Origin of the sequence: Rubrobacter marinus (assembly GCF_011492965.1) — a bacterium.
GTDB classification, from domain to species: Bacteria; Actinomycetota; Rubrobacteria; order Rubrobacterales; family Rubrobacteraceae; genus Rubrobacter_F; species Rubrobacter_F marinus.
Map to the genome: position 1 here is coordinate 3,006,477 of NZ_CP045121.1, position 21,861 is coordinate 3,028,337.

General features: G+C 72.0%; 19 protein-coding genes. 7 read left to right on the forward strand and 12 right to left on the reverse strand.

Going from position 1 to position 21,861, the window contains the following annotated elements; translation table 11 throughout:
• The first annotated feature begins 44 nt into the window (after positions 1-44).
• From GBA65_RS15540 to GBA65_RS15550, 3 genes are read left to right on the forward strand one after another with little or no spacing between them, the layout of a single operon-like run.
• A complete protein-coding gene (locus GBA65_RS15540; RefSeq protein WP_166397339.1) occupies positions 45-3,356 on the forward strand; it encodes a PAS domain S-box protein in 3,312 nt (1,103 codons plus the stop codon).
• Positions 3,331-3,777, forward strand: a complete 447-nt coding sequence (locus tag GBA65_RS15545) for a response regulator (protein WP_166397340.1) — start codon at positions 3,331-3,333, stop codon at positions 3,775-3,777. The genes GBA65_RS15540 and GBA65_RS15545 overlap by 26 nt, the downstream gene beginning before the upstream one ends.
• Complete coding sequence (locus GBA65_RS15550) at positions 3,774-5,861, forward strand: putative bifunctional diguanylate cyclase/phosphodiesterase (RefSeq protein ID WP_166397341.1); 2,088 nt, start codon at positions 3,774-3,776, stop codon at positions 5,859-5,861. The genes GBA65_RS15545 and GBA65_RS15550 overlap by 4 nt, the downstream gene beginning before the upstream one ends.
• A gap of 6 nt (positions 5,862-5,867) precedes the next feature.
• Here GBA65_RS15550 and hpt read toward each other — a convergent pair whose 3' ends face one another.
• The 11 genes from hpt to GBA65_RS15600 all read right to left on the reverse strand — a co-directional run bounded on the left by hpt (position 5,868) and on the right by GBA65_RS15600 (position 17,038).
• Complete coding sequence (gene hpt, locus GBA65_RS15555; RefSeq protein ID WP_166397342.1) at positions 5,868-6,404, reverse strand: hypoxanthine phosphoribosyltransferase; 537 nt, start codon at positions 6,402-6,404, stop codon at positions 5,868-5,870.
• Between the two features lie 172 nt (positions 6,405-6,576).
• On the reverse strand, positions 6,577-6,993 hold the full coding sequence (locus GBA65_RS15560; RefSeq protein ID WP_166397343.1) for a DUF3830 family protein: 417 nt from the start codon (positions 6,991-6,993) through the stop codon (positions 6,577-6,579).
• 58 nt (positions 6,994-7,051) lie between these two features.
• Complete coding sequence (gene allB / locus GBA65_RS15565; protein WP_166397344.1) at positions 7,052-8,428, reverse strand: allantoinase AllB; 1,377 nt, start codon at positions 8,426-8,428, stop codon at positions 7,052-7,054.
• Between the two features lie 5 nt (positions 8,429-8,433).
• Positions 8,434-9,663 carry an allantoate amidohydrolase gene (locus tag GBA65_RS15570; RefSeq protein WP_207955812.1) on the reverse strand — a complete coding sequence of 410 codons (1,230 nt, stop codon included), beginning with the start codon at positions 9,661-9,663 and terminating at the stop codon, positions 8,434-8,436.
• Positions 9,664-10,017 (reverse strand): hydroxyisourate hydrolase, encoded by a 354-nt coding sequence (gene uraH / locus GBA65_RS15575; protein ID WP_166397345.1) that lies wholly within the window; start codon positions 10,015-10,017, stop codon positions 9,664-9,666.
• On the reverse strand, positions 10,014-11,480 hold the full coding sequence (gene pucL, locus GBA65_RS24510; RefSeq protein WP_228281389.1) for a factor-independent urate hydroxylase: 1,467 nt from the start codon (positions 11,478-11,480) through the stop codon (positions 10,014-10,016). The genes uraH and pucL overlap by 4 nt, the downstream gene beginning before the upstream one ends.
• Before the next feature lie 138 nt (positions 11,481-11,618).
• Complete coding sequence (locus tag GBA65_RS15585) at positions 11,619-11,927, reverse strand: hypothetical protein (RefSeq protein WP_166397346.1); 309 nt, start codon at positions 11,925-11,927, stop codon at positions 11,619-11,621.
• Positions 11,927-14,335: a xanthine dehydrogenase subunit D gene (gene pucD, locus GBA65_RS15590; RefSeq protein ID WP_166397347.1), complete on the reverse strand. Its 2,409-nt coding sequence runs from the start codon at positions 14,333-14,335 to the stop codon at positions 11,927-11,929. Before pucD ends, GBA65_RS15585 begins: the two co-directional genes overlap by 1 nt.
• Positions 14,332-15,702, reverse strand: coding sequence for an 8-oxoguanine deaminase (locus GBA65_RS15595; RefSeq protein ID WP_207955813.1), 1,371 nt, complete (start codon positions 15,700-15,702; stop codon positions 14,332-14,334). The genes pucD and GBA65_RS15595 overlap by 4 nt, the downstream gene beginning before the upstream one ends.
• The gene (locus GBA65_RS23345; protein WP_207955814.1) at positions 15,699-16,166 is read right to left on the reverse strand and encodes a (2Fe-2S)-binding protein; all 468 of its coding nucleotides are present in this window, start codon (positions 16,164-16,166) and stop codon (positions 15,699-15,701) included. The genes GBA65_RS15595 and GBA65_RS23345 overlap by 4 nt, the downstream gene beginning before the upstream one ends.
• A complete protein-coding gene (locus GBA65_RS15600; RefSeq protein ID WP_166397349.1) occupies positions 16,166-17,038 on the reverse strand; it encodes an FAD binding domain-containing protein in 873 nt (290 codons plus the stop codon). Before GBA65_RS15600 ends, GBA65_RS23345 begins: the two co-directional genes overlap by 1 nt.
• A gap of 387 nt (positions 17,039-17,425) precedes the next feature.
• Between GBA65_RS15600 and GBA65_RS15605 the strand changes: the two genes are divergently transcribed.
• From GBA65_RS15605 to GBA65_RS15620, 4 genes are all read left to right on the forward strand, one after another.
• The gene (locus tag GBA65_RS15605) at positions 17,426-18,307 is read left to right on the forward strand and encodes an aldo/keto reductase (protein ID WP_166397350.1); all 882 of its coding nucleotides are present in this window, start codon (positions 17,426-17,428) and stop codon (positions 18,305-18,307) included.
• Positions 18,308-18,420: 113 nt separating this feature from the next.
• Positions 18,421-18,927 carry a VOC family protein gene (locus GBA65_RS15610; protein ID WP_166397351.1) on the forward strand — a complete coding sequence of 169 codons (507 nt, stop codon included), beginning with the start codon at positions 18,421-18,423 and terminating at the stop codon, positions 18,925-18,927.
• A gap of 11 nt (positions 18,928-18,938) precedes the next feature.
• Complete coding sequence (locus GBA65_RS15615; protein WP_207955815.1) at positions 18,939-19,802, forward strand: NAD(P)H-binding protein; 864 nt, start codon at positions 18,939-18,941, stop codon at positions 19,800-19,802.
• Between the two features lie 82 nt (positions 19,803-19,884).
• Positions 19,885-21,135 carry a cytochrome P450 gene (locus GBA65_RS15620; RefSeq protein ID WP_166397352.1) on the forward strand — a complete coding sequence of 417 codons (1,251 nt, stop codon included), beginning with the start codon at positions 19,885-19,887 and terminating at the stop codon, positions 21,133-21,135.
• Between the two features lie 31 nt (positions 21,136-21,166).
• Here GBA65_RS15620 and GBA65_RS15625 read toward each other — a convergent pair whose 3' ends face one another.
• The gene (locus tag GBA65_RS15625; protein ID WP_166397353.1) at positions 21,167-21,856 is read right to left on the reverse strand and encodes a hypothetical protein; all 690 of its coding nucleotides are present in this window, start codon (positions 21,854-21,856) and stop codon (positions 21,167-21,169) included.
• Between the last annotated feature and the right edge of the window lie 5 nt (positions 21,857-21,861).

Sequence of the window (21,861 nt, forward strand, 5' to 3'; positions counted from 1 at the left end):
TCATGGGGTAGGCGTAACGCGACGGAGAGCGGACAGGCATAGAGATGGCATCGGGCAGCGCGGGCGACTCGGGCAGGGGGTGGCGGGGCAAGGGGGAGTGGATCCTGCCCGCGGCCGTGCTCGCGATCGCGTTCCTCACCGCCTTCGTGGTCGAGAGGCTCTACGAGAGCGCCCTGCGGAGCCACGACGTACAGATCCTCCTCGTCCAGATCGAGGAGGAGGTGAACGAGCAGCAGCTGGGGGAGTACGAGGCCGTCGTCGAGGGCGAGGTGACCCCCGAAGCCGCAGAACAGATCGCGGAGAGCCGCGCGGACCTGGCGCGGTCGCTAACCGCCCTGGAGGCGTTGACCTCCGGCGAGCAGCCGGAGCGGATACGCGAGCTCCTACTCGCAAGCGAGGCCGCCATCGACGAGGAACTTCGCCTCATCGAGCAGGGCCGCATAGACGAGGCGAGGGCGCTCGACGAAGGGGTGGTCGACCCGACGTTCGAAGAGCTGCGTGACGTCCTGGAGAGCGCGGACGCCGAGTACGGGGCGTACGGCGGGCGCGTCGTCCTCGTGGCCGACGTCGGCGGCTTCGCCGTGGCGGGCTTGGCGATCCTGCTGACGGCCTGGTTTGTCAGGCGCGACCGCAACCGGCGGGCGGAGCAGAGGGCGCTGGAGGAGAGCGAGGAGCGCTTCCGCTCCCTCGTGCAGGAGGGGGCCGACCTTATCCTGATCCTGGACGCCGCCGGCACCGTCCGGTACGCGGCGCCCTCCGTCGATCGGGTGCTCGGGCACGCGGCGGGAGCCGTCGTCGGCAGGGACGTCTTCGAGCTCCTGATCCCCGGCGGCGGGGCCAGGCAGGAGATAGCGGGCGTCCTGCGCGAGCCGGGCGCCAAGACCACGACGGAGCTTGCGGCCCGCCGCGCCGACGGCTCCGGGGCGCTCTTCGAGGCGACCTTCAGCAACATGACGGCGACGCCCGGCGTGGGCGGGATCGTGATGAACGGCCGCGACGTCACCGAGCGCAGGGAGGCCGAGGAGACCCTGCGCGACAGCGAGGAGCGCTACAGGGTGCTCTACGAGGACAACCCCTCCATGTACTTCACGCTCGACGAGGGGGGCACGGTCCTCTCGGTCAACCGCTTCGGCGCCGGGCAGCTCGGCTACGAGCCCGACGAGCTCATCGGCCGCCCGGTCCTCGACATCTTCTGCGACGAGGACAGGGAGGCCGCCGCGGAGCACGTCGCCGACTGTCTGCGCAACCCCGGCAGGATCTCCCAGTGGGAGATCCGCAAGGTCCGCAAGGACGGGAGCGTGATGTGGGTCAGGGAGAACGCGCGCGCCGTTCCGGACCCGGACGGCAGAACCGTGGTCCTCGTCAACTGCGAGGACGTCACCGAGCGCAAGGAGGCCGAGGCGCTGCTCCTGCGTCAGGGCGCGGCCATGGAGACGGCCGCCAACGGCATCGCCATCCTCGACGCGGACGGAACCTTTACCTACGCAAACGACGCCCACGCCAGGGTCTACGGCTACGACGGCGCGGCGGCGCTCGTGGGCCGGAAGACCTGGCGAAACCTTTACGACGAGGACGAGCTCTCCCGGTTCGACGAGCACGTGATGCCCGCCATCGGCCGTCAGGGGCACTGGCGCGGGGAGGCCGTCGGTAAGAGGCGCGACGGAAGCTCCTTCCCTCAGGAGCTCTCCGTCAGCCTGCTGGAGGGCGGCGGCTTCGTGTGCATCGTGCAGGACGTCACGAAGCGCAAGGAGGCGGAGGCCGAGATCCGTCGCCTCAACGAGGAGCTGGAGGGGCGGGTGCGCGAGCGCACGGCGCAGCTGCGCGCCTCCGAGGCCCGCCTCCGGGCGCTGTTCGCCGCGATGACGGACGTGATCCTGGTGCTCGACGCGGAGGGCCGCTACCTGGAGATAGCGCCCACCAACCCCTCGCTCCTGTACAGGCCCCCCGAGGAGACCATCGGCCGCACCCTACACGAGCTCTTTCCGAAGGAGCAGGCCGACGCGTTCGCGGAGCGCATCCGCGCGGCGCTTCGGACCCGCCAGACGGTGAGGGTCGAGTACAGCCTGCCGATCGGGGACCAGGAGGTGTGGTTCGACGGGACGGTCTCGCCGATGCAGGAGGACAAGGTCCTCTTCGTCGCCCGCGACGTCACCGAGCGCAGGCGGGCGGAGGAGGCCGTGCGCAGGAGCGAGGAGCGCCACCGCGCCCTGGTGGACACCGCCCCCGACGCCATCATCACGATGACGACGGACGGCCTGATCCGCTCGTTCAACTCCGGGGCGGAACGCATCTTCGGCTACGGAGCGGAGGAGGCGGTGGGGCAACCGCTCCGGCTTCTGATGCCGGAGCGCTACAGGGAGCCGCACGAGAGGGGCGTCCGCAGGCACGTGAAGACCGGCGAGAGGCGCATCGTGGGCCGCGGAGCCATCGAGCTCACGGGCCTGCGCAAGGGCGGGGAGAAGTTCCCCCTGGAGCTCTCGCTCGCCTCCATGGGCGAGGGCGACGACGCCCTGTTCACCGGCATACTGCGCGACGTCACCGACCGCAAGCGGGCGGAGGAGGAGCTCAAGTCCTACGCCCGCAAGCTCGCGCGGAGCAACCGCGAGCTGCAGGACTTCGCCTACGTCGCCTCCCACGACCTGCAGGAGCCGCTTCGCAAGGTGCGCACCTTCGGCGACCGACTCAGGACGAAGTACGCCGCCGTCCTCGACGGGAGGGCCCTCGACTACCTCGACCGCATGGAGGGCGCGACGGCCCGCATGCAGGCCCTCATAGACGACCTGCTCGTCCTCTCCCGCGTAACTACCCGGGCCCGCCCCTTCGCGCCGGTCGACCTCGGGGGGGTGGCGCGCGAGGTCCTCTCGGACCTGGAGGCCCGGATAGAGCAGGCGGGGGGCAGGGTCGAGGTCGGCGAGCTGCCCGTCGTCGAGGCCGACCGCATGCAGATGCGCCAGCTCTTCCAGAACCTCGTCTCCAACGCGCTGAAGTTCCACCGCCCCGGCGAGCCGCCCCTCGTCCGCGTCCGCGGCTCGCTCGTGGACGAGAGGGACGAGCGCGGCGCGGCGCTCTGCCGGCTGGTCGTCGAGGACGAAGGGATAGGCTTCGAGGAGGAGCACGCCGAGCGCATCTTCGCGCCGTTCGAGAGGCTGCACGGGCGGGGCTCGTACGAGGGGACGGGGATGGGGCTGGCGATCTGCCGCAAGGTGGTCGAGCGCCACGGCGGGAAGATCACGGCGACGGGCAACCCCGAGCGGGGGGCCGCGTTCGTCGTTACGCTGCCCGTCGAACACCACGACGTCGAGGAGATCCCCGCAAAGGGAGACGGAGTCCATGATTACGCTGCTCTTGGCCGATGACGACCCGGACGACCGCTTGCTGGTCGAAGAAGCCCTCGAAGAAGGCGGCTCGGAGATCCAGCTGCGCTCCGTCGAGGACGGCGAGGAGCTGGTGAGCTACCTGCTGCGCCGGGGCCGCTACGCCGACCCGGCCCTCTCGCCGTACCCCTCCCTGATCCTGCTGGACCTCAAGATGCCCCGCAAGGACGGCCACGAGGCGCTGAAGGAGATCAAGGGAGACCCGCGCACGAGGCGCATCCCCGTCGTGGTCCTCACCACGTCGAAGGCCGAGGAGGACGTCGCGCGCGCCTACGACTCGGGCGCCAACTCGTTCGTGGTCAAGCCCACGGACTTCCAGACGCTGGTCGAAGTCATGAAAACGATGGAGGGGTACTGGGGCAAGACCGTGACGCTTCCGCCCGAGAGGAACGAAGCCTTATGAACAGATTGGACAAGGAGCTTCTGAGGGTGCTCCTCGTCGAAGACGACGAGGACGACTACGTGATCATCAGCGACCTGCTCTCGGAGATCGAGGAGCTCGACCTGGAGTGGGTCTCGGACTACGACGACGCCCTCCTCGCCATCGGGCGCGAGGAGCACGACGTCTGCCTCCTGGACTACCGCCTCGGGGGCCGGAGCGGCCTCGACCTCCTGCGCACCGCGTCGGAGAAGGGCCACAAGACGCCCATGATCCTGCTCACCGGACGGGGCGACCGGGAGCTGGACCTCGAGGCGATGCAGGCCGGCGCCGTGGGCTACCTGATCAAGGGCCAGATCGACGCCCACATCCTGGAGCGCTCGATCCGCTACGCCTTCGCGCAGGCCCTGAAGGTCGTGAGCGAGAGCGAGCGCCGCTTCCGCACCCTCGTGCAGAACGGGTCGGACGTCGTCACGGTCATGGACGCCGGGGGCTTTATCCGCTACCAGTCGCCCTCGATCGAGCGGGTGCTGGGCCACGACCCGGAAGGGATGCTGGGCAGGAGCGCCTTCGAGTACGTGCACCCGGAGGACGCCGAACGGGTGCGCCAGTCCTTCACCAGAAACGTGGGCGTCCCCGGCGTGCACGAGCCGCTGGAGATGCGCGTGCGCCACGCGGACGGCTCGTGGCGCCACATGGAGGCGATAGCCAACAACCTCCTCTCGGAGCCGAGCGTGGGCGGCATCGTCCTCAACTCGCGCGACGTCACCGAGCGCAGGGCGCTGGAGGAGCGGCTCGCCTACCAGGCCTTCCACGACGGGCTCACCGGCCTGCCGAACCGGAGCATGCTCGTCGCCGGGCTGGAGCGGGCCCTGGAGCGGGCGGGCGAGGGCGGCGGGGTCGCGGTCCTCTTCGTGGACCTGAACAACTTCAAGCTCGTCAACGACTCCCTGGGCCACGGCGCGGGCGACGCGGCGCTCGTCGAGGTCGCCCGGCGCCTCGGCGCGTGCCTCGGGGCCGGGGGCATCGCCGCCCGTTTCGGCGGGGACGAGTTCGTCGTCCTGCTGGAGGACGTGGCGGGGGAGGCCGGGGCGACGGAGATCGCCGAGCGCGTGGTCGGGGCGCTCGAGGCGCCCTTCACGCTCGGCACCAAGGAGGTGTTCCTCTCCGCGAACATAGGGGCCGCCCTCGGGGCGTCCCCGGGGCTCGACGACGCCGCCGGCCTCCTGCGCGCCGCCGACGTCGCGCTGCACAGCGCCAAGGCGGCCGGTTCGGGGTACGCCGTCTTCGACGCGGCGATGAACGAGAAGGCCCTGGAGCGCCTGGACCTCGAGGCGGACCTCAGGCGGGCCGTGGACCAGGAGGAGTTCCTCGTCTACTACCAGCCCAAGGTCGAGCTCTCTACCGGCCGGATCATCGGGGCGGAGGCGCTGGTGCGCTGGCAGAGCCCCGAGCGGGGCCTGGTCTCCCCCGCCAAGTTCATACCGGTGGCGGAGGAGACGGGCCTGATCCGCCCGATCGGGGGCTGGGTCTTGCGGGAGGCCTGCTTCCAGGCGAAGCGCTGGCAGGGATACCTCCCCCCGGACTACCTCCCCGTCGTCAGCGTCAACCTCTCCGCGGCACAGCTCAAGCACCCGGGCTTCGTCTCCGAGGTCGCCCGGACCCTCGAAGAGACCGGCGTCGACCCGGCGGCCGTAGTCCTGGAGATCACCGAGAGCATGCTGATGGACGACGCCGAGAAGGGCGTCGAGACGCTGTTCGGCCTGAAGGCCCTCGGGCTCCGGATCGCCGTGGACGACTTCGGGACGGGCTACTCGTCGCTCTCCTACCTCAAGCGCTTCCCCATCGACACCCTCAAGATCGACCGCTCCTTCGTCGACGGCCTCGGCCGCGAGCCGGGGGACACGGCGATCGTGCGGGCGGTGATGGGGCTCGCAAGGGCCCTCGGCCTCGACGTGGTGGCCGAGGGCATAGAGACGGCCGAGCAGCTGGCCCTGCTGCGGGAGCTGGGCTGCGACTACGGGCAGGGCTACCACTTCGCCAGGCCCCTGCCCGGCGCCGAGGCCGTGGAGTTTCTCGCCAGGGCGCGACTGGCCGTCGGCGCCTAGAGCACGCTACGCCCGGGCCGCCTCCGGCTCCAGGGCCCGGATCTCGGGGAGGTTGCGGTAGGACCCGGCGTAGTCGATCCCGTAGCCCACGACGAACACGTCCGGCACCTCGAAGCCGACGTATTTGATCTCCAGGTCGACCTGCCTCCTCGACGGCTTCGTGAGGAGGGTGCAGATCTCCAGCGAGGCGGGCTTGCGGGCGAGCAGGGACCGCTTGAGGTAGGAGAGGGTGAGGCCGGTGTCGATGATGTCCTCGACGATCAGGACGTGGCGCCCGGCGACGTCCTCCTCGAGGTCTTTGAGGATGCGGACGACGCCGCTGGAGGAGGTCCCCGACCCGTAGGAGCTTATGTCCATGAAGTCGATGTCGCAGGGCAGCTCCACGCAGCGCATAAGGTCGGAGAGCACGACGACCGCCCCGCGCAGGATGCCGACGAGCAGGAGCCTCTCGCCCGCGTAGTCCTCGGTAATGCGCTCCCCCATCTCGCGCACCTTCTCCCGGATCTCCTCGGAGCCCACGAGCACCTCTCCCATACCCAGCATCGTCGCGAAGACCGCCTTCCCTCTCGTTTTCAGCCCCGGTCACGCATCTACCGTCCTATCCCCAACGGGGCGAACGACGTAACGCACGCTTTCGAGTCTGGTCAGGAACGGGAGAATCATACAAGGTATGCGTCCTCCCTGTTCGCGAGCGCAAACGCGCCCGCCAGGGGCCCTAGGAGGCTCGCTCGAAGAGTATGTCCTGGGCTCCCTCCCAGAGGGTCTTCTCCCCGAGGGCACGGAGGTGCTCCTTGCCCTCCGTTATGGTCAGAAAGTGGTTTCCGGCGAGCTGGCCCGCCTTGCTCGCGAAGACCGTGCCGGCGTAGGGGAACAGGATCTCCGTCTCCGAGACGCCGCCGGGGTAGAACAGGACCTCGCCGGCCTGCGGGACGCTCGTCGGGTCCTCGAGGCCGACCCCGAGGTCGTAGTCGCCGAGCGGGATCCAGCAGGACTCCCCGCTCCAGCGGACGTGGATGATCTTCTGCCGGTAGGGCAGGAGCGCCTCGAAGGCCGCGCACGTCTCGGGGGACTTCCCCCTCTCCCACCTCGCCAAGAACTCGTACGGCCCCGCCGTGATCCTCACGTCGCCCACGCGCTTCTCCCTTCTCGACCCTCTGGACGTCCCTCTGCGCCGCCGCCGGCCCGCGGCATCAAACCCCCGTCCCGACCGGCTCCCGCGGCCTCAGCAGCCTACCAATCGGGGGCGAGACGATCTCGCCGTCGCGGAAGACGGTCTTCCCGCGCAGAAGGGTCCGTGCGACGCGCCCGCGGAACCTCCGGCCCACGAACGCGCTCGCCCGGTGGCGGTAGAAGAGGTCGTCTTCGCCCAGCACGAAGTCCTCGTCGGGCTCGACGAGGACGAGGTCGGCGTCGGCCCCGGCCTCGATGCGGCCCTTCCCCCGGAGGCCGAAGCGCGCGGCGACGTTCCCCGAGACGAGCTCGGCGACGCGCGCGAGCGGCAGGCCGCGGTTGTGGTGGCCCTCGTCGAGCATCGCGTTCAGGAGGGACTGGCAGCCCGAGATGCCGCCCCAGATCCCGAAGAAGTCCTCCCCGACCTTCGTCTCCGGCGGCGAGGGCGAGTGGTCGGAGGCGACGAACGCGACGTCGCCGCCGGAGACGCGCACCCACAGCTCCTCCAGGTCCCCCCTCGGGCGGAGCGGCGGCGCGCACTTGGCGAGGGCCCCGATCTCCTCCGCGTCCCCGTCCGTCAGGAGCAGGTAGTGCGGGCAGGTCTCGCAGGTGACGTCCACCCCGCGAGCCCGCGCCGCGGCGACGAGGGCGACGCCCCGGCCGGTGCTGACGTGGACCACGTGCAAGGAGCATCCGGTCTCCTCCGCGAAGGAGATCGCACGCCCCATCGCCTCCAGCTCGGCCACCACCGGGCGGGAGCCGAGGTAGTCGCGCATCGTCGTGCGCGAGGCGCCCCGGGCGCGGGCGGCGAGCCCGTCCGTGATGGTCCTGTTCTCGGCGTGGACGAGGACGGGCAGCCCGAGCGCCGCCGCCCTCCGCATCCCCTCGTAGAGCGTCAGGTCGTCGGCGGGCGGGAAGTCCGCCGTGCCGGAGGTGGACATGAACGCCTTGAACCCCACGACCCCCCTGCGCGCGAGCTCGTCGAGGCGCCCCACGGGCCCGGGAACGAGCCCGCCGAACAGCCCGAAGTCCGCCAGCGAGGAGGCCTCGGCCGCCCTCAGTTTGAGGTTGAAGCTCCCGGCGTCGACGGTGGGCGGGTGGGCGTTGAGCGGCATCTCCAGAAACGCGGTGGTGCCCCCCGCCGCGAGCGCCCTCGTGCCCGTCGCGAACCCCTCCCAGCTCGTGCGGCCCGGCTCGTTGAAGTGGACGTGGGCGTCGATGGCGCCGGGGAGGACCCACAGCCCGTTGGCGTCCACCTCCTCCCGGCGGTCCCCCTCGATCTCCGGGGAGACGGCGGCGATCCTGCCGTCCGAGACGGCGACGTCGGCCCGCGTGGGACCGCCCGACGGGGCCGCCCCGACCACGGTGCCGCCCCGGACGATCAGGTCGTAGGCCATGGGCGCTACCCCCGCTCAGCGGCGAGAAGCTCGAGGAAGCGACCCATCGCCTCGATCGCCACGGCGACGTCCTCCTCCCCCACGGACTCGGCCGGGTTGTGGCTGACGCCCCCCTCGCAGCGAACGAAGAGCATCGCGACGGGGGCGACGGCGGCGATCTCCGCGGCGTCGTGGCCGGCGCCGCTCGCCAAGCGGTGGGCCGGCAGCCCCGTCTCCTCGACGGCCCGCGCGAGGGTCGCGCTCAGGCCCTCGTCGGTGGGGACCGCCCGGCTCTCCTGCCGCACCTCCCAGCGGCTCCTCACGCCGCGGGCGCGGGCGATGCCTTCGGCCCTCTCCCGCAGGGCCCCCAGGGCGCGCTCGCGGACGGCGTCGTCCGCGTGGCGGAGGTCTAGGGTGAGGCTTGCTTCGCCAGGGATGACGTTCGGCGCGCCCGGGTGAACCTCGATGCGCCCGACCGTCGCCACGGCGCCGTCCTCCCCCCGCGCCGTCTCCTCGGCGGCGAGCACGAACTCGGCGGCGGCGCAGAGGGCGTCCCGGCGCCCCTTCATGGGGACGGTCCCGGCGTGCCCCGCCTCGCCGACGAAGCCCACCCCGGCGCGGCTCTGGCCCTGTATCGCGGTGACGACGCCGACCGGCAGGCCGAGTTCCTCCAGCACCGGCCCCTGCTCGATGTGGACCTCGCAGTAGCCGATCAGGCCGTCCGGAGGCCGGCCCCCCGCCAGGGCGCCGGGGTCCCCGCCGAAGGAGCGCACGGCTTCGGCCACCGTCACGCCGTCGCCGTCCACGAGATCGAGCAGGCCGGGCTCGAAGGTGCCCGCGAAGACGGAGCTTCCCAGAAAGGTCGTGCCGAAGCGCAGGCCCTCCTCGTCGGCGAACGCGGCCACCTCGACGGCGAACGGGAGGCGCTCGCCGCGGTCGTTCAGGCGCTCCACGCAGGCCAGGGCGACGAGGACGCCCAGCGGTCCGTCGTACCTCCCCGCGTCGCGGACGGTGTCGAGGTGGGAGCCGAGGACGAGGGTGCCCCCGTCCCCCTCGCGGGCCTCGTAGCGCCCGATCAGGTTGCCCACGGCGTCGCGGCGCACGCTCATGCCGGCGGTCTGCATCCAGTCGGCGACGATCTCGTTGACGCGCCGCATCGCCCCGGAGCCGTAGGGCCGGACGAGGAGGTCCGGCTCCTCGCTGATCCCGCCGAGGGCGTCGCAGCGCTCCATCACGGTCCTCGCGAGGCCTCGCACCTAGCTCCCCCGGTAGGTCGAGTAGGACCACGGCGAGACCAGGAGCGGCACGTGGTAGTGGGCCGAAGGGTCCGCGACGCCGAACCGGATCGGCACCAGATCCAGAAACGGCGGGTCTCCCACGCCCTCGTAGCCCGAGAAGTACTCGCCGGCGTGGAAGACGATCTCGTAGAGACCGGGGGCGAACTCGCCCTCCGGCAGGATCGACCCATCCGTCCGCCCATCAGTGTTTGTTTCGACGGTTTTCAAGGACCGCCGCTCCCCGCCTTCGATGCGGAACAGCTCCAGCGTCATCCCGGCGGCGGGGCGCCCGCGCGCGGTGTCGAGGACGTGGGTGGTGAGGAAGCCGCTCACCCTCGCCTCTCCACCCAGCCCTCGATCTGGCCGTACGGGTCCCTGGTGGCGTGGAAGATCTCGCCGCCGTTCTGGATCCCGAACCGCTCCAGGTCGTAGGGGATGTGGTGCACGTTGGGCAGCGAGTACCATATCCTCTCCACCTCCGGGAACGCCTCGAGCACCGCCTTGCCCATGCGGTAAAGGGTGTTCTGCGCCGAGGGGCTGTAGTGGTCGGTAAAGGTCGTCAGGGTCCGGTCCATGACGCCCCTCCACAGGCGATCGAAGTCCGCGTGCGCGGTGTTGTACTCCCACCTGGCGGTGACGACCGTAGCGAGGATCCGATCGTCCGTCTCGGGGAGGGTGGTGAACCGTTCCCTGAAGAAACCCTCCCAGCCCGAGGCCGTCGTCTTGAGCACGTAGACGTCCCCGATCCCGGCCTCCACCCGCCTACCGCCCCCCTCGTCGCCCGACACCCTGGCCCTTCGCTCGCCGCGGCCCCGCACGAACGAATGCTCGTGGGGGCGGCCGTCCACCCCGATCCGGTCCCACAGGGACTGCGTGATCTCGACCCAGAGGCTCGTGACGGTCGGGCCGGCCTCCAGGAAGTGCTCGACCAGGACGAGGCCGAACTCCTCGATGCTCCCGGTGAGGTGGTCCTTCGCCAGCGCGTAGACCGTGTTGCGCATGGTGTCGGTGGCGAGCAGGCCGGTGTTGTCGCCCTCGACGTAGGCGGCCTCGAAGTCGCCCTCCAGCGCGACGCGGACGTCCAGGTCCCAGATCTCGTGTCGCGCGGCGTCGCGCCTGACCTTGAACAGGCGGATCCCGGACTTCCCGTAGTTGTTCTGGCCCAGGGTGATCCCGCCCCCGGCCGTCTCCCGCGCGCCGCTCGTCTCGGCCATGGCCCTACCTCCCTCTCTCCTCGACGGCTCCCCCCCGGGCTCGACCAGGTCCCGCAGGCGCAGGGCCGCTATCTTGCCGATCTCCGCGAGCGCGGCCTCCGTCTCCTCGGCGCGGGAGCGCGCCAACCGGGCCTCGGCGCCGGCCAGGATCGACTCCTTGGTGTGCTCCCTGACGGCGAAGATCATGGGGAAGCCGAACTTCTCGCGGTACTCGCGGTTGGCCCTCGCGAACGCCTCGTACTCCCCGGGGGTGAGCCGGTCGAGGCCCGCCGAGGCCTGCTCGCTCGCGGACTCACGCGTGAGCTCGCCGGCGATCGCCGCCCTCCCCGCGAGGTCCGGGTGCGCCCGGATGAGGGCCAGCCGCCGTTCGCCCGGGGCCTCGTACATCGCCTCCACGAACGCGCGGTGCAGATCCTCGAAGCGGCCGAACGGCCGCTTCCGCCACGCCCCGGCGGCGACCCACGGCGAGTGCTCGAAGACGGACCCGAAGGCCGCCCGAAACTCTCCCTCGTTCAAGTCGTTCACGACCCGCAGGGGCAGCCTCCTGGCAGGCTCTCCCCCTTCGGTTCCGCACCTCGTCAACCCTCCCCCCCTACGGTCGCGGCGGGCTCCACGCCACGGGCGACGCACGCCGACGACCTCCCGAGAGCCGCAGCCACCCCGGCGGCGAGCCCCGGTCACACAAGGCCCCGCGCTCCCCCCTCTCCTGTCCCACGGGTATCACGGGGAGCCGCGCCTCCCGCCGGCCTCGCCGAACCTCCCCGACTCCTCCTGCGCCTCGACCCTGACCTCCACGGTCTTCGCGCCCGCGTCCAGGGCCGCCTCCGTAACCCTGCGCGCCGCGTCGAGCACCTCCTCGCGCCCGCCGGAGAGGACGACGGAGTCGGGGCCCGCCTCGTGCGCCGCGGGGCCCGCCTCCCCGGCGGCCCGCATCACCGCCTCGACCTGGGCCTGCGGGGGCTGCTCGGCTCGGGGAGACGGCGTAATCTTAAGCTCGGCGGTGAGCTCGTCGCGGTTGTGCCCGGGCACTACTGGTCCCGCCGCTCTTCCAGGCTGCCCAGGGTGCCGTAGCCCGCGCTCCCCGGTTGCGGGCGGCGCCGGGGCGGCCCGTCGGCGATGCCCACGAGCGCTTCGGGGCGGACGGGCATCCGCGGAAGCTCCCTCCCCGTGGCGTCGCGCAGGGCGGCGACCACGGCGGGCGGGGTGGAGATGTTCGGCGGCTCGCCCACCCCCCTGAGGCCGTAGGGCGCCCCCGGATCGGCGAGCTCCAGGATCTCCGTCCTCACCGGCGGCATGTCCAGGATCGTGGGGAGCAGGTAGTCCGTGAAGGAGGCGTTCAGAACCCGGCCGTCCCTCACCTGTATCTCCTCCAGGAGGGCGAGACCGAGCCCCTGGGCGGTGCCGCCCTCGATCTGGCCCTCCACCGCCTGCGGGTTCAGCGCCTTGCCGACGTCCTGCGCCGTCGCGAGCTCCACGACGCGCACGAGCCCAAGCTCGACGTCCACGTCCACGACCGCCCGGTGGGCCGAGAAAGCGTAGGTCACGTCCGCGTCCCCCTGCCCGTCCTCGTCGAGCGGGAACGTCTCCACGTGGCGGTGTACCACCGTCTCCTCGATGGGCTCCGCGCCCAGGATCTCGTCGAGGGCGACGACGAAGCGGCCGTCCGAGACGACGCTGCCGTTCTCCAGCGCCAGGCCCTCGGGGTCCTCGCCGTGCCTCTCCGCGACGGTCTCGAAGAGGCGCCTCCGGATCGCCTCGCAGGCGAGCTTCACCGCGCCGCCGGTCATGTACGTCTGGCGCGAGGCCGAGGAGGAGCCGGAGGAGCCTACCCGCGTGTCGGCGGGCAGGACGGAGACCTTTTCGACGCCGAGCTCGGTGCGCGCGATCTGGGCCTCCACCGTGACGAGCCCCTGCCCGACCTCCGCCGCCGCCGTGTGGACCTCGACGAGCGGCCCGTCGTCCGTGACCGAGAGCCTGACCCTCGCCGTCGAGTAGTCGTCGAAGCCCTCCGAGAAGCCGACGTTCTTGAACCCGACGGCGTAGCCGACCCCGCGCACGACCCCCTCGCCGTGCGTCGTGTTGGAGACGCCGCCGGGCAGCTCGCGCAGGTCGCGCGTCCCCCCTCCCGGCCCCTCGGGGAGGGGCATCTCCCGCAGCTTTTCGAGAAGCTCCGCGACCGGGGCGGGGCCCTCGATCTTCTGCCCGGTCGGGAGCCTCGTGCCCTCCTTCATGGCGTTTCTGAGCCGCAGCTCGATCGGGTCCATCCCCAGCTTCTCGGCCAACTTGTCCATCTGCGACTCGTAGCCGAAGCAGGTCTGCACGGCCCCGAAGCCGCGCATCGCGCCGCAGGGCGGGTTGTTGGTGTAGGCGACGTAGGCGTCGAGGACGGCGTTCGGCACTCGGTAAGGGCCGCAGGCGAAGCGGGCCGCGTTCGCGACGACGGCGGTGGAGCTCGAGGCGTAGGCGCCGCCGTCGAGGACGAGGCTGGCCCTTACGTAGACGAGCTCCCCGCTCCGGGTCGCGCCGTGCTCGTAGCGCATCTTGCACGGGTGACGGTGGACGTGGCCGTAGAAGGACTCCTCGCGGTCGTACACGATCTTGACGGGCCGCTCGGTGTGCAGCGCGAGCATGCACGCGTGGACCTGCATCGAGAGGTCCTCCCTCCCGCCGAAGGCGCCCCCCACCCCCGAGAGCGTGAGCCTGACCATGTCGTGCGGGAGGCCCAGGGACTCGGCGAGCTGGTCCTGATCGACGTGCAGCCACTGCGTCGCGACGTAGAGGTCCACCCCTCCCCGCCCGTCCGGGACCGCGAGGCCGGACTCGGGGCCCAGGAAGGCCTGGTCCTGCATCCCGATCTCGTACTCGCCCCGGACCACGACCTCCGCCCGGGCCTCCGCCGCCTCGGCGTCGCCGTGTCTTATCCGGACGTGCCGGAGGAGGTTGCCCGAGGGGTGGAGCTCCGGGGCGCCCTCCGCGAGCGCCTCCTCGGCGCTCGAGACGACGTCGAGGACCTCGTAATCGACCCGGATGCTCCCGAGGGCGCGCTTCGCGGTCTCGGGGTGGTCGGCGGCGACGAGCGCCACGGGCTCGCCCTGGTAGCGGACGCGGTCCCAGGCCAGGACGGGCTGGTCCGGGGTCTCCATGCCGTAGACCTTGCGGCCCGGCACGTCCTCGTGCGTGAGCACCGCGCGCACCCCGGGCATCGCCTCGGCCCGCGAGAGGTCCATCGACCAGATCCTCGCGCTCGGGTGCGGGCTGCGCAGGGTGGCGCCCCAGAGCATCCCGTCGAGACGCATGTCCGACGAGAACTCGAACTCGCCCGTCACCTTGGGGACGCCGTCGGGGCGGCGCACGCTCTCGCCGATCCCGCCCGGCGAGAACGTCGTGGGTCCGGGGCCGACGCGGGTCGGCGTCGGGGTAGTCTGTGCCCTCGTCATCTGGTCGCCTCCGCTCTCTCCTTCAGCCTCCCGCTCGCACCCGCTAGCCCCCGCGCGATCTCCCGCTCGTCCGCGGTCCTCAGCTCCCCTCCCTCGACGACGGGGCGCCCGTTCACCAGGAGGAGCTCGACCGGGCGGGCCGGGCCGAGGACGAGGGCCGCTACCGGGTCCTCGATCCCCGCGCCCCCGAGGTCGTCGATGCGCCACAGGGCGACGTCGGCGAGCTTGCCGGGCTCCAGGGAGCCGATCTCGGCCTCCCGTCCCAGGCACCGCGCGCCGTGCATCGTCGCGAGCTCCAGCGCCCCGCGCGCGGTCATCGCCCGGGGCCCGCCCCTCAGGCGCGCCAGGAGCATCGCCTGGCGGACCTCCGGGCCGAGCGTGCCCGCCTCGTTGGAGGCCGCGCCGTCGACCCCGAGGCCCACGGGTGCGCCCGCGCCGACGAGCGCTGCGACGGGCGCTATCCCCGCCCCGAGCCTGCCGTTCGACGAGGGGCAGTGGGCCACGCCGGTCCCCGTCTCGCCGAAGCGGAGCACCTCGCGCTCGTCGAGGTGGACGCAGTGGGCGAGCCAGACGTCCTCGCCGAGCCAGCCCAGGTCCTCGAGGTACTCGACGGGGCGGACGCCGAACTTCTCGAGGCAGAACGCCTCCTCGTCCTCCGTCTCGGCGAGGTGGGTGTGCAGGCGGACGCCCCGCCGCCGCGCGAGCTCCGCCGACTCGGCCATAAGCTCGCGCGTCACCGAGAACGGCGAGCACGGGGCGAGGGCGACCCTCAGCATCGCGTCCGGCGACCCGTCGTGGTAGCGGTCGATCGCGGCCTCGCTCGCCACCAGGATCTCGTCGCGCCCCTCGACGACCGAGTCGGGCGGCAGGCCGCCGCCGGACTTCCCTAGGTCCATCGAGCCGCGGGTGGGGTGGAAGCGCAGCCCGATCTCCCTCGCCGCCTCCACCTCGGCGGCGAGGAGGTCCCCGGCGCCGCGGGGGAAGACGTAGTGGTGGTCCATCGAGGTCGAGCAGCCGGAGCCCGCGAGCGCCGCGAGACCGGCTCGGGCGGCGGCGTGCTCGATGGGCTCGTCCACGAGCGCCCACACGGGATAAAGCTCGACCAGCCACTCGAAGAGCGTCGCCTCCTGAGCCATCCCGCGCGTCGCCCACTGGTACAGATGATGGTGGCAGTTGACGAGCCCCGGCGTGGCGAGGCATCCCCGGCCGTCGTGGCGCACCGTCTCCGGCCCCTCCGGCGCGGGCCCGCCGCCGACGGCGACGATGCGGTTCCCCTCGATCACCACGTGCCCGGTCTCGTACTCCGTCCCGGCGGCATCCACGGTCGCTATGGCGCAGCCCTCGATGACGATGCGCGAGGCGCTCACGGGGACATCCTCCGTGCCGCGAGGCGGACGGCGTCGAGGATCTTCTCGTAGCCCGTGCAGCGGCAGAGGTTGCCGGCGAGGGCCTCCCGAATCTCCGCGTCGGAAGGGCCGGGGTTCCTGCTCAGGAGGTCGTGGGTGGCGACGACGAAGCCGGGGGTGCAGAAGCCGCACTGTACCCCGCCGGTCTCCAGAAACGCCTCCTGGACCGGGTGGAGCCCCCCCTCCCCGGCGAGGCCCTCGACCGTCACGATCTCGCGCCCCTCGGCCTGCCCGGCGAGCACGAGGCAGGAGCAGACGATCACGCCGTCCATGTACACCGAGCACGACCCGCACTCGCCCTGAAGACAGGCGTTCTTGGAGCCGGGCAGCCCGAGCCTCTCCCGCAAGACGTACAGGAGGCTCTCGCCCTCCCAAACGTTCTCCGCCTCCCGCTCCTCCCCGTTGACCACACAGGAAAGCCGCATCACTCGCCCCCTCTCCGGTACTCGTCCCAGGCCCACCCCAGGGAGCGGCGCGCGAGCACGCCGATCGCATGAACCCGGTACGCCGCGGTGCCGCGCACGTCGTCGATGGGCCGCGCCGCGGCCTGGACCATCTCCCCGAACCGCCTCAGGGCCGCGTCGCCGATGGGCCCGCGGGTCTCCCACAGGCCGCCCTCCTCCATCACGCCCTCGACGAACCGCTCGGCCTCCGGGGTACGGATCGGGGTCGGGCCGGCCGAGCCGATGCACGCCTCGACCCTCCCCCGCTCGGGGCACAGGGCGAGGCCGAAGGAGCAGACGGCGATCACCATCGCGTTGCGGGTGCCGACCTTGGCGTACTGCTGGGGCCCCGTGGCGCGGGGCATCCGGAAGGCGGAGATAAGCTCGTCCGGCCGGAGGGCGTTCCTCTTCGGGCCCGTCACGAACTCCGAGACGGGGACGCGGCGGGTGCCGCCGGTGGACGAGAGCTCCACCTCGGCCTCCGAGGCGTAGAGGGGCGGGAGGCCGTCGCCGGCCGGGGAGGAGGTGCCGAGGTTGCCCCCGACCGTGCCCCGGTTGCGGATCTGGGGCGATCCGACGGTTCGGGAAGCCATCGCGAGGCCCGGCAACGCCTCGCCGAGCTCGGCGATGATGCGCTCGTAGGTGACGCCTGCGCCCACCCGAACGTGACCGTTCTCCCGTTCCCATTCGGCGAGCTCGGGGACCCGCGAGAGGTCGAGCACCGTCTCGGGACGTCCGCGGTCGAAGTTGATCTCGACCATCAGGTCGGTGCCGCCCGAGATGGGCACCGCCTCGGGATGTGCCGCCTTCGCCTCCAGAGCCTCGTGCAGGCTCGGAGGTCGGAGAAATTCCACCTACACGCCCCCTTCCATAGCTAACCCCACTATGTCGGGAGATCCGGCTAGGTGATCGCCCCCACGCGCCTTCTCCTTCTCCCCGGGAGGGAGTACCGGCCAGGTGATCGTGCGCGACGCGCCTTTTCCTTCTCCCCTGCGTTCCTCGGTTCGGACCCACCGCTCCGAGTCGCGGGAGTATACGAGCCCCGTACCTTTTGCGTCAACGTCACGGGGGGCGCGTTACGAGGTCCACGCCGGCCCGCCGGGGAGACCCTCGCGCCCGAGCGGGAGACGGCGCCGCGCTCGCCGGCTCGGGCGTCCCTGTGGGGGTTACGGGATTGGGGAATTCGGCCGGGTGTATAAAAAGGGGCAAGAGAAGCGTAAGACCCAGAGAAGGAGCGAGCTTTGACGGAGAGAGGGACGGAACGGGGCGCGGCGGCGAGCGGGACCTTCGCCATCGGCGGGGATCTGACGGTCAACCGCCTCGGCTTCGGGGCGATGAGGATCACGGGCAAGGGGATCTGGGGCGAGCCGGCGGACCCCGACGCGGCGCGGGCCGTCCTCAGGCGCGCGGTCGAGCTCGGCGTGAACCTCATAGACACGGCGGACTCCTACGGCCCCGAGGTCTCCGAGCGCCTCATAGGCGAGACGCTCGCCCCCTACCCCGACGGCGTGGTCGTCGCCACGAAGGCCGGGCTCGTGCGGCCGGGGCCGGGGCGGTGGGACCCGGACGGCCGCCCCGAGCACATCCGCGAGGCGATCGAGGGTAGCCTGCGGAGGCTCGGGCTGGAGAGCATCGACCTGTACCAGCTCCACCGCATCGACCCCAAGGTCCCCGCCGAGGATCAGGTAGGGACGATGGCCGAGCTTCGGGAGGAGGGCAAGGTGCGCCACGTCGGCCTCTCGGAGGTCGGGGTCGAGGAGATCGAGAAGGCGCGCCAGATCGTGCCGATCGCCACGGTGCAGAACCGCTACAACTTCTCCGACCGCGGCCACGAGGACGTCCTGGACTTCTGCGAGCGCGAGGGGATCGGCTTCATCCCCTGGTTCCCGCTGGCGGTGGGCGACCTGGCGCGCCCGGGGAGCCCCCTGGACGAGATCGCGTCGAGCCGCGGCGCCGCGCCGGGGCAGGTCGCGCTCGCCTGGCTGCTCCGCCGCTCCCCCGTCATGCTCCCCATCCCCGGCACCTCCTCCGTCGAGCACCTGGAGGAGAACGTCGCCGCGGCCTCCATCGAGCTCGCCGACGACGAGTTCGAGGAGCTGTCGAGGATGGGAGCGGCTTCGTAGCCGGCACCACGGCCCCGGCGGGGCGAATGGAGGCTCGCCGTCGCGGCGTCTACCCCGTTCGCCCCGCTCATCCGGGGCCCTGGCCGGGACGACACCAGGGAAGGAGAAGGAGCATGACGCAAGCACCCTTGCCGGCGGAGACGCGCATAGGCCACGTGCACCTCAGGGTCTCGGACCTCGACCGGGCCATCGGCTTTTATCGGGACCTCATGGGCTTCGAGCTCATCACGCGGCTCGGCGGGGAGGCCGCCTTCCTGTCGGCGGGCGGTTACCACCATCACATCGGCCTGAACACCTGGCAGAGCGAGGGCGGCGGCCCGCCCCCTCCGGGCTCGACGGGCCTGTATCACTTCGCCATAAACTACCCGACGCGCCGCGATCTGGCCGTCGCCCTCAAGCGACTGCTCGACGCGGGCGTCTCCATCGACGGCGCCTCGGACCACGTGACGCACGAGGCGATCTACCTGCACGACCCCGACCGCAACGGCATAGAGCTCGCCTGGGACCGAGACCCGAGCGAGTGGCCCCGCACCGAGGACGGCAGCCTTACCTTCGCGAGGCGCCGCCCGCTCGACTTCGACGGCCTGCTGGCGGAGCTCGAAACGCCGGTCTCTCCGTGACGCAGGACGGCTTGATCGCGGTGACGGGGGCGACAGGGGCCGTCGGCGGCAGGGTCGCGGCCAGGCTCGCGGAGGCGGGGCTCGCCCAGAGGCTCGTCGTCAGGGACCCGCGGAGGGCGCCGCTCCTGCCGAAGGCGGAGGTGGCCGAGGCCTCCTACGCCGACGCGGCGGCCATGCGGCGGGCGCTGGAAGGCGTCGGGGCCTTCTTCATGGTCTCGGGCGCGGAGGACCGGGACAGGCTCGGGCAGCACAAGGCGGCCGTGGACGCCGCGGTGGAGGCGGGCGTGGAGAGGATCGTGTACCTGTCCTTCGTCGCCGCCGCGCCGGAGACCACGTTCACCTTCGGCCGGGACCACTACCACACCGAAGTCCACATACGCGCTTCGGGCCTCGGCTTCGCGTTCCTGCGCGACAACTGGTACCAGGACATGCTGCCCCTGATGGCCGGCCCAGACGGCGTCATCCGGGGGCCGGCAGGGGTCGGCCGCGTCGGGGCGGTCTCGCGCGACGACGTGGCGGACGCGGCCGCCGCGGTCCTGCTCGGGGGCGCCGAGCACGACGGGCGGACCTACGACGTGACCGGTCCCGAGGCGATCACCCTCCACGAGGCGGCCGAGGAGCTGACCAGGGCGACCGGACGACCGGTCACCTACCACGCCGAGACGGTCGAGGAGGCGTACTCTTCCCGCTCGGGCTACGGCGCTCCGGACTGGATGGTCGAGGGGTGGGTGACCTCCTACGCGGCCATGGCCGACGGAGATCTGGACGTGGTAAGCGACGCGGTCCGCGATCTGACCGGCCACGCTCCCGCGACGTTCGCGGAGTTTCTGAGCCGGCACCCGGAGAGCTACCGGCACCTCGCCGAGCAGGGCTGACCCCGGGCGTTGCGTCCGCCTGTGCTAAGTTGTGGCCTGGCCCCGCGATAGCGCCGGGCGGACGGCTCGGGAAAGGACGGAAGTGTCGGAAGAGGTCTCGCGCACGGCATCCGAGAAGAACGGCGACCGCTCCCGGTGTCCCGTCGACCACGCGGCGCTCTCCCAGCGCAAGACGACGCGCAGCTTCGAGCCCGCGGGGCGGCCCGTCGAGCGCGACCCGGAGGGCGTGTGGCACGTGCGGGGCTTCTCGCAGGCGCGGGCCGTGCTCCGGAGCGCGGATACGAAGCAGGCGGGCTTCAACGCCGAGGCTCTGGAGAAGCTGCCGCAGAGGATGAGGCCCCCGATCCTCTACCAGGAGGGCCAGCCGCACCACGAGCAGCGCCGCCAGACCGCCCGTTTCTTCTCCCCGAAGACCGTCAGCGAGAACTACCGCGGCCTCATGGAGGAGCTCGCGGAGGCGGCGATCCGCAAGCTCCGGCGCGAGCGGCGCGCCGACCTCGACGCCCTGAGCATGGACCTCGCGGTCGGGGTTGCGGGCCGGGTCGTGGGCCTCACGGAGAGCAGGGTGCCCGGCATGGCGAGGCGCCTCGACGCGTTCTTCGAGGGGGACGTGACCGGGTTCGGGTGGAGCCCGCGAGCCCTTCTCGGCTTCGCGCGCAACCAGGCGCGGGTGGCCGCCTTCTTCTACCTCGACGTGAAGCCCGCGATCGAGGCGAGAAAGAAGGAGCCCCGGGAGGACGTCATCTCGCACCTCCTCTCGCGGGGCTACGGGGACGCCGAGATCCTCACCGAGTGCATAACCTACGGCGCCGCGGGCATGGCGACCACGCGCGAGTTTATAAGCATCGCCGCCTGGCACATGCTCGAACAGCCCGCCCTCCGCGAGCGTTACTTGCGGGGCGACGAAGGGGAGCGCCACGACGTCCTGGGGGAGATCCTGCGCCTCGAACCCGTGGTCGGACGCCTGTACCGCCGCGCCACCGCGGACCTCCGGCTCGAAGACGGCGGCGAGACCATCACGATCCCGCGGGGCGGCCTCATCGCCCTCGACACCTACGCGGTGAACGCCGACGAGGCGGCGGTCGGTGAGTGCCCGCTGGCCCTGGTCCCGGGCCGCAAGCTCCGGGCGGAGCGCGTGGGCCCGGCGGTGATGAGCTTCGGCGACGGGCACCACCGCTGCCCCGGCTTCTACGTCGCGCTACGGGAGAGCGACGTCTTCCTCACGCGCCTGCTCTCCCTCGAAGGCCTGCGCATCGACCGTAAACCCTCCGTGAGCTGGAACGAACTCATAGCGGGCTACGAGCTGCGCGGCTTCACCGTCGCCCTCGCCTGACCGGAGCCCTCGGCATCCGGCGGGACGGCTCCTAGCCCGCGCCGTCCCGGCCGCCGAGACCGAAAAACTCCCGCGCGATCTCGAAGACCTCCGCGCCGTCCTGGATCTCGCCGCCACGGGGGTCGGCCCCGGGGACCGCATCCGCGCGCCCGGCCGATCCCACGGGACCGGGCGAGCCGCCGCTCCTGGCGTCGACGCGCGGCGGCGGCTCGGGCAGGTCCGGCGGGGGGTTCTCCACGGGGGGCGGCTCCGGCATCGGGGCGTCGTCGGGCTCCGGCGGCTCGGGGGCCGAGCGCGGGGCCCTGGCCGGCTCCCTCGCCGGCTCGGGGGCTCGCTCGCGGGCCGGCGGGGCGGGGGCGCTGACGACCGGAGCGGCGGAGACCGCGCCCCCCTCGCCGGCCACGACGAGCTCCAGGCGCGGGCGGGAGCCCAGGCGCTCCTCCAGGATCTCGTGCAGGGAGGCGATGCGCCTGGAGTCCCCGGCCAGCTTCGCGTAGATGGAGAGGTCCTCCGGGAAGACGAGCCTCAAGACCCCGTCCCCGAAGCTCTGCATCTTCGCCTCCTCGTAGACCGCCGCGATCGCCGGCTTCCGAGCCTGCAACTCCCGCACGACCGAACCCCAGTCCAGGTCGCCCCCCGAGGGGACGCCGGGCACAGGCTCCGGGTCGGCCGCCACTTCGCCAGGAACTTCCGTCCCCGTGGGCTCCGCGGCCTCCGGCACGGGGG

Coding starts and splice junctions, on each gene's coding strand:
- GBA65_RS15540 (WP_166397339.1), top strand. CDS start 45: ATGGCATCGGGCAGCGCGGGCGACTCGGGCAGGGGGTGGCGGGGCAAG.
- GBA65_RS15545 (WP_166397340.1), top strand. CDS start 3,331: ATGATTACGCTGCTCTTGGCCGATGACGACCCGGACGACCGCTTGCTG.
- GBA65_RS15550 (WP_166397341.1), top strand. CDS start 3,774: ATGAACAGATTGGACAAGGAGCTTCTGAGGGTGCTCCTCGTCGAAGAC.
- hpt (WP_166397342.1), bottom strand. CDS start 6,404: ATGCTGGGTATGGGAGAGGTGCTCGTGGGCTCCGAGGAGATCCGGGAG.
- allB (WP_166397344.1), bottom strand. CDS start 8,428: ATGGCCTACGACCTGATCGTCCGGGGCGGCACCGTGGTCGGGGCGGCC.
- pucD (WP_166397347.1), bottom strand. CDS start 14,335: ATGACGAGGGCACAGACTACCCCGACGCCGACCCGCGTCGGCCCCGGA.
- GBA65_RS23345 (WP_207955814.1), bottom strand. CDS start 16,166: ATGCGGCTTTCCTGTGTGGTCAACGGGGAGGAGCGGGAGGCGGAGAAC.
- GBA65_RS15610 (WP_166397351.1), top strand. CDS start 18,421: ATGACGCAAGCACCCTTGCCGGCGGAGACGCGCATAGGCCACGTGCAC.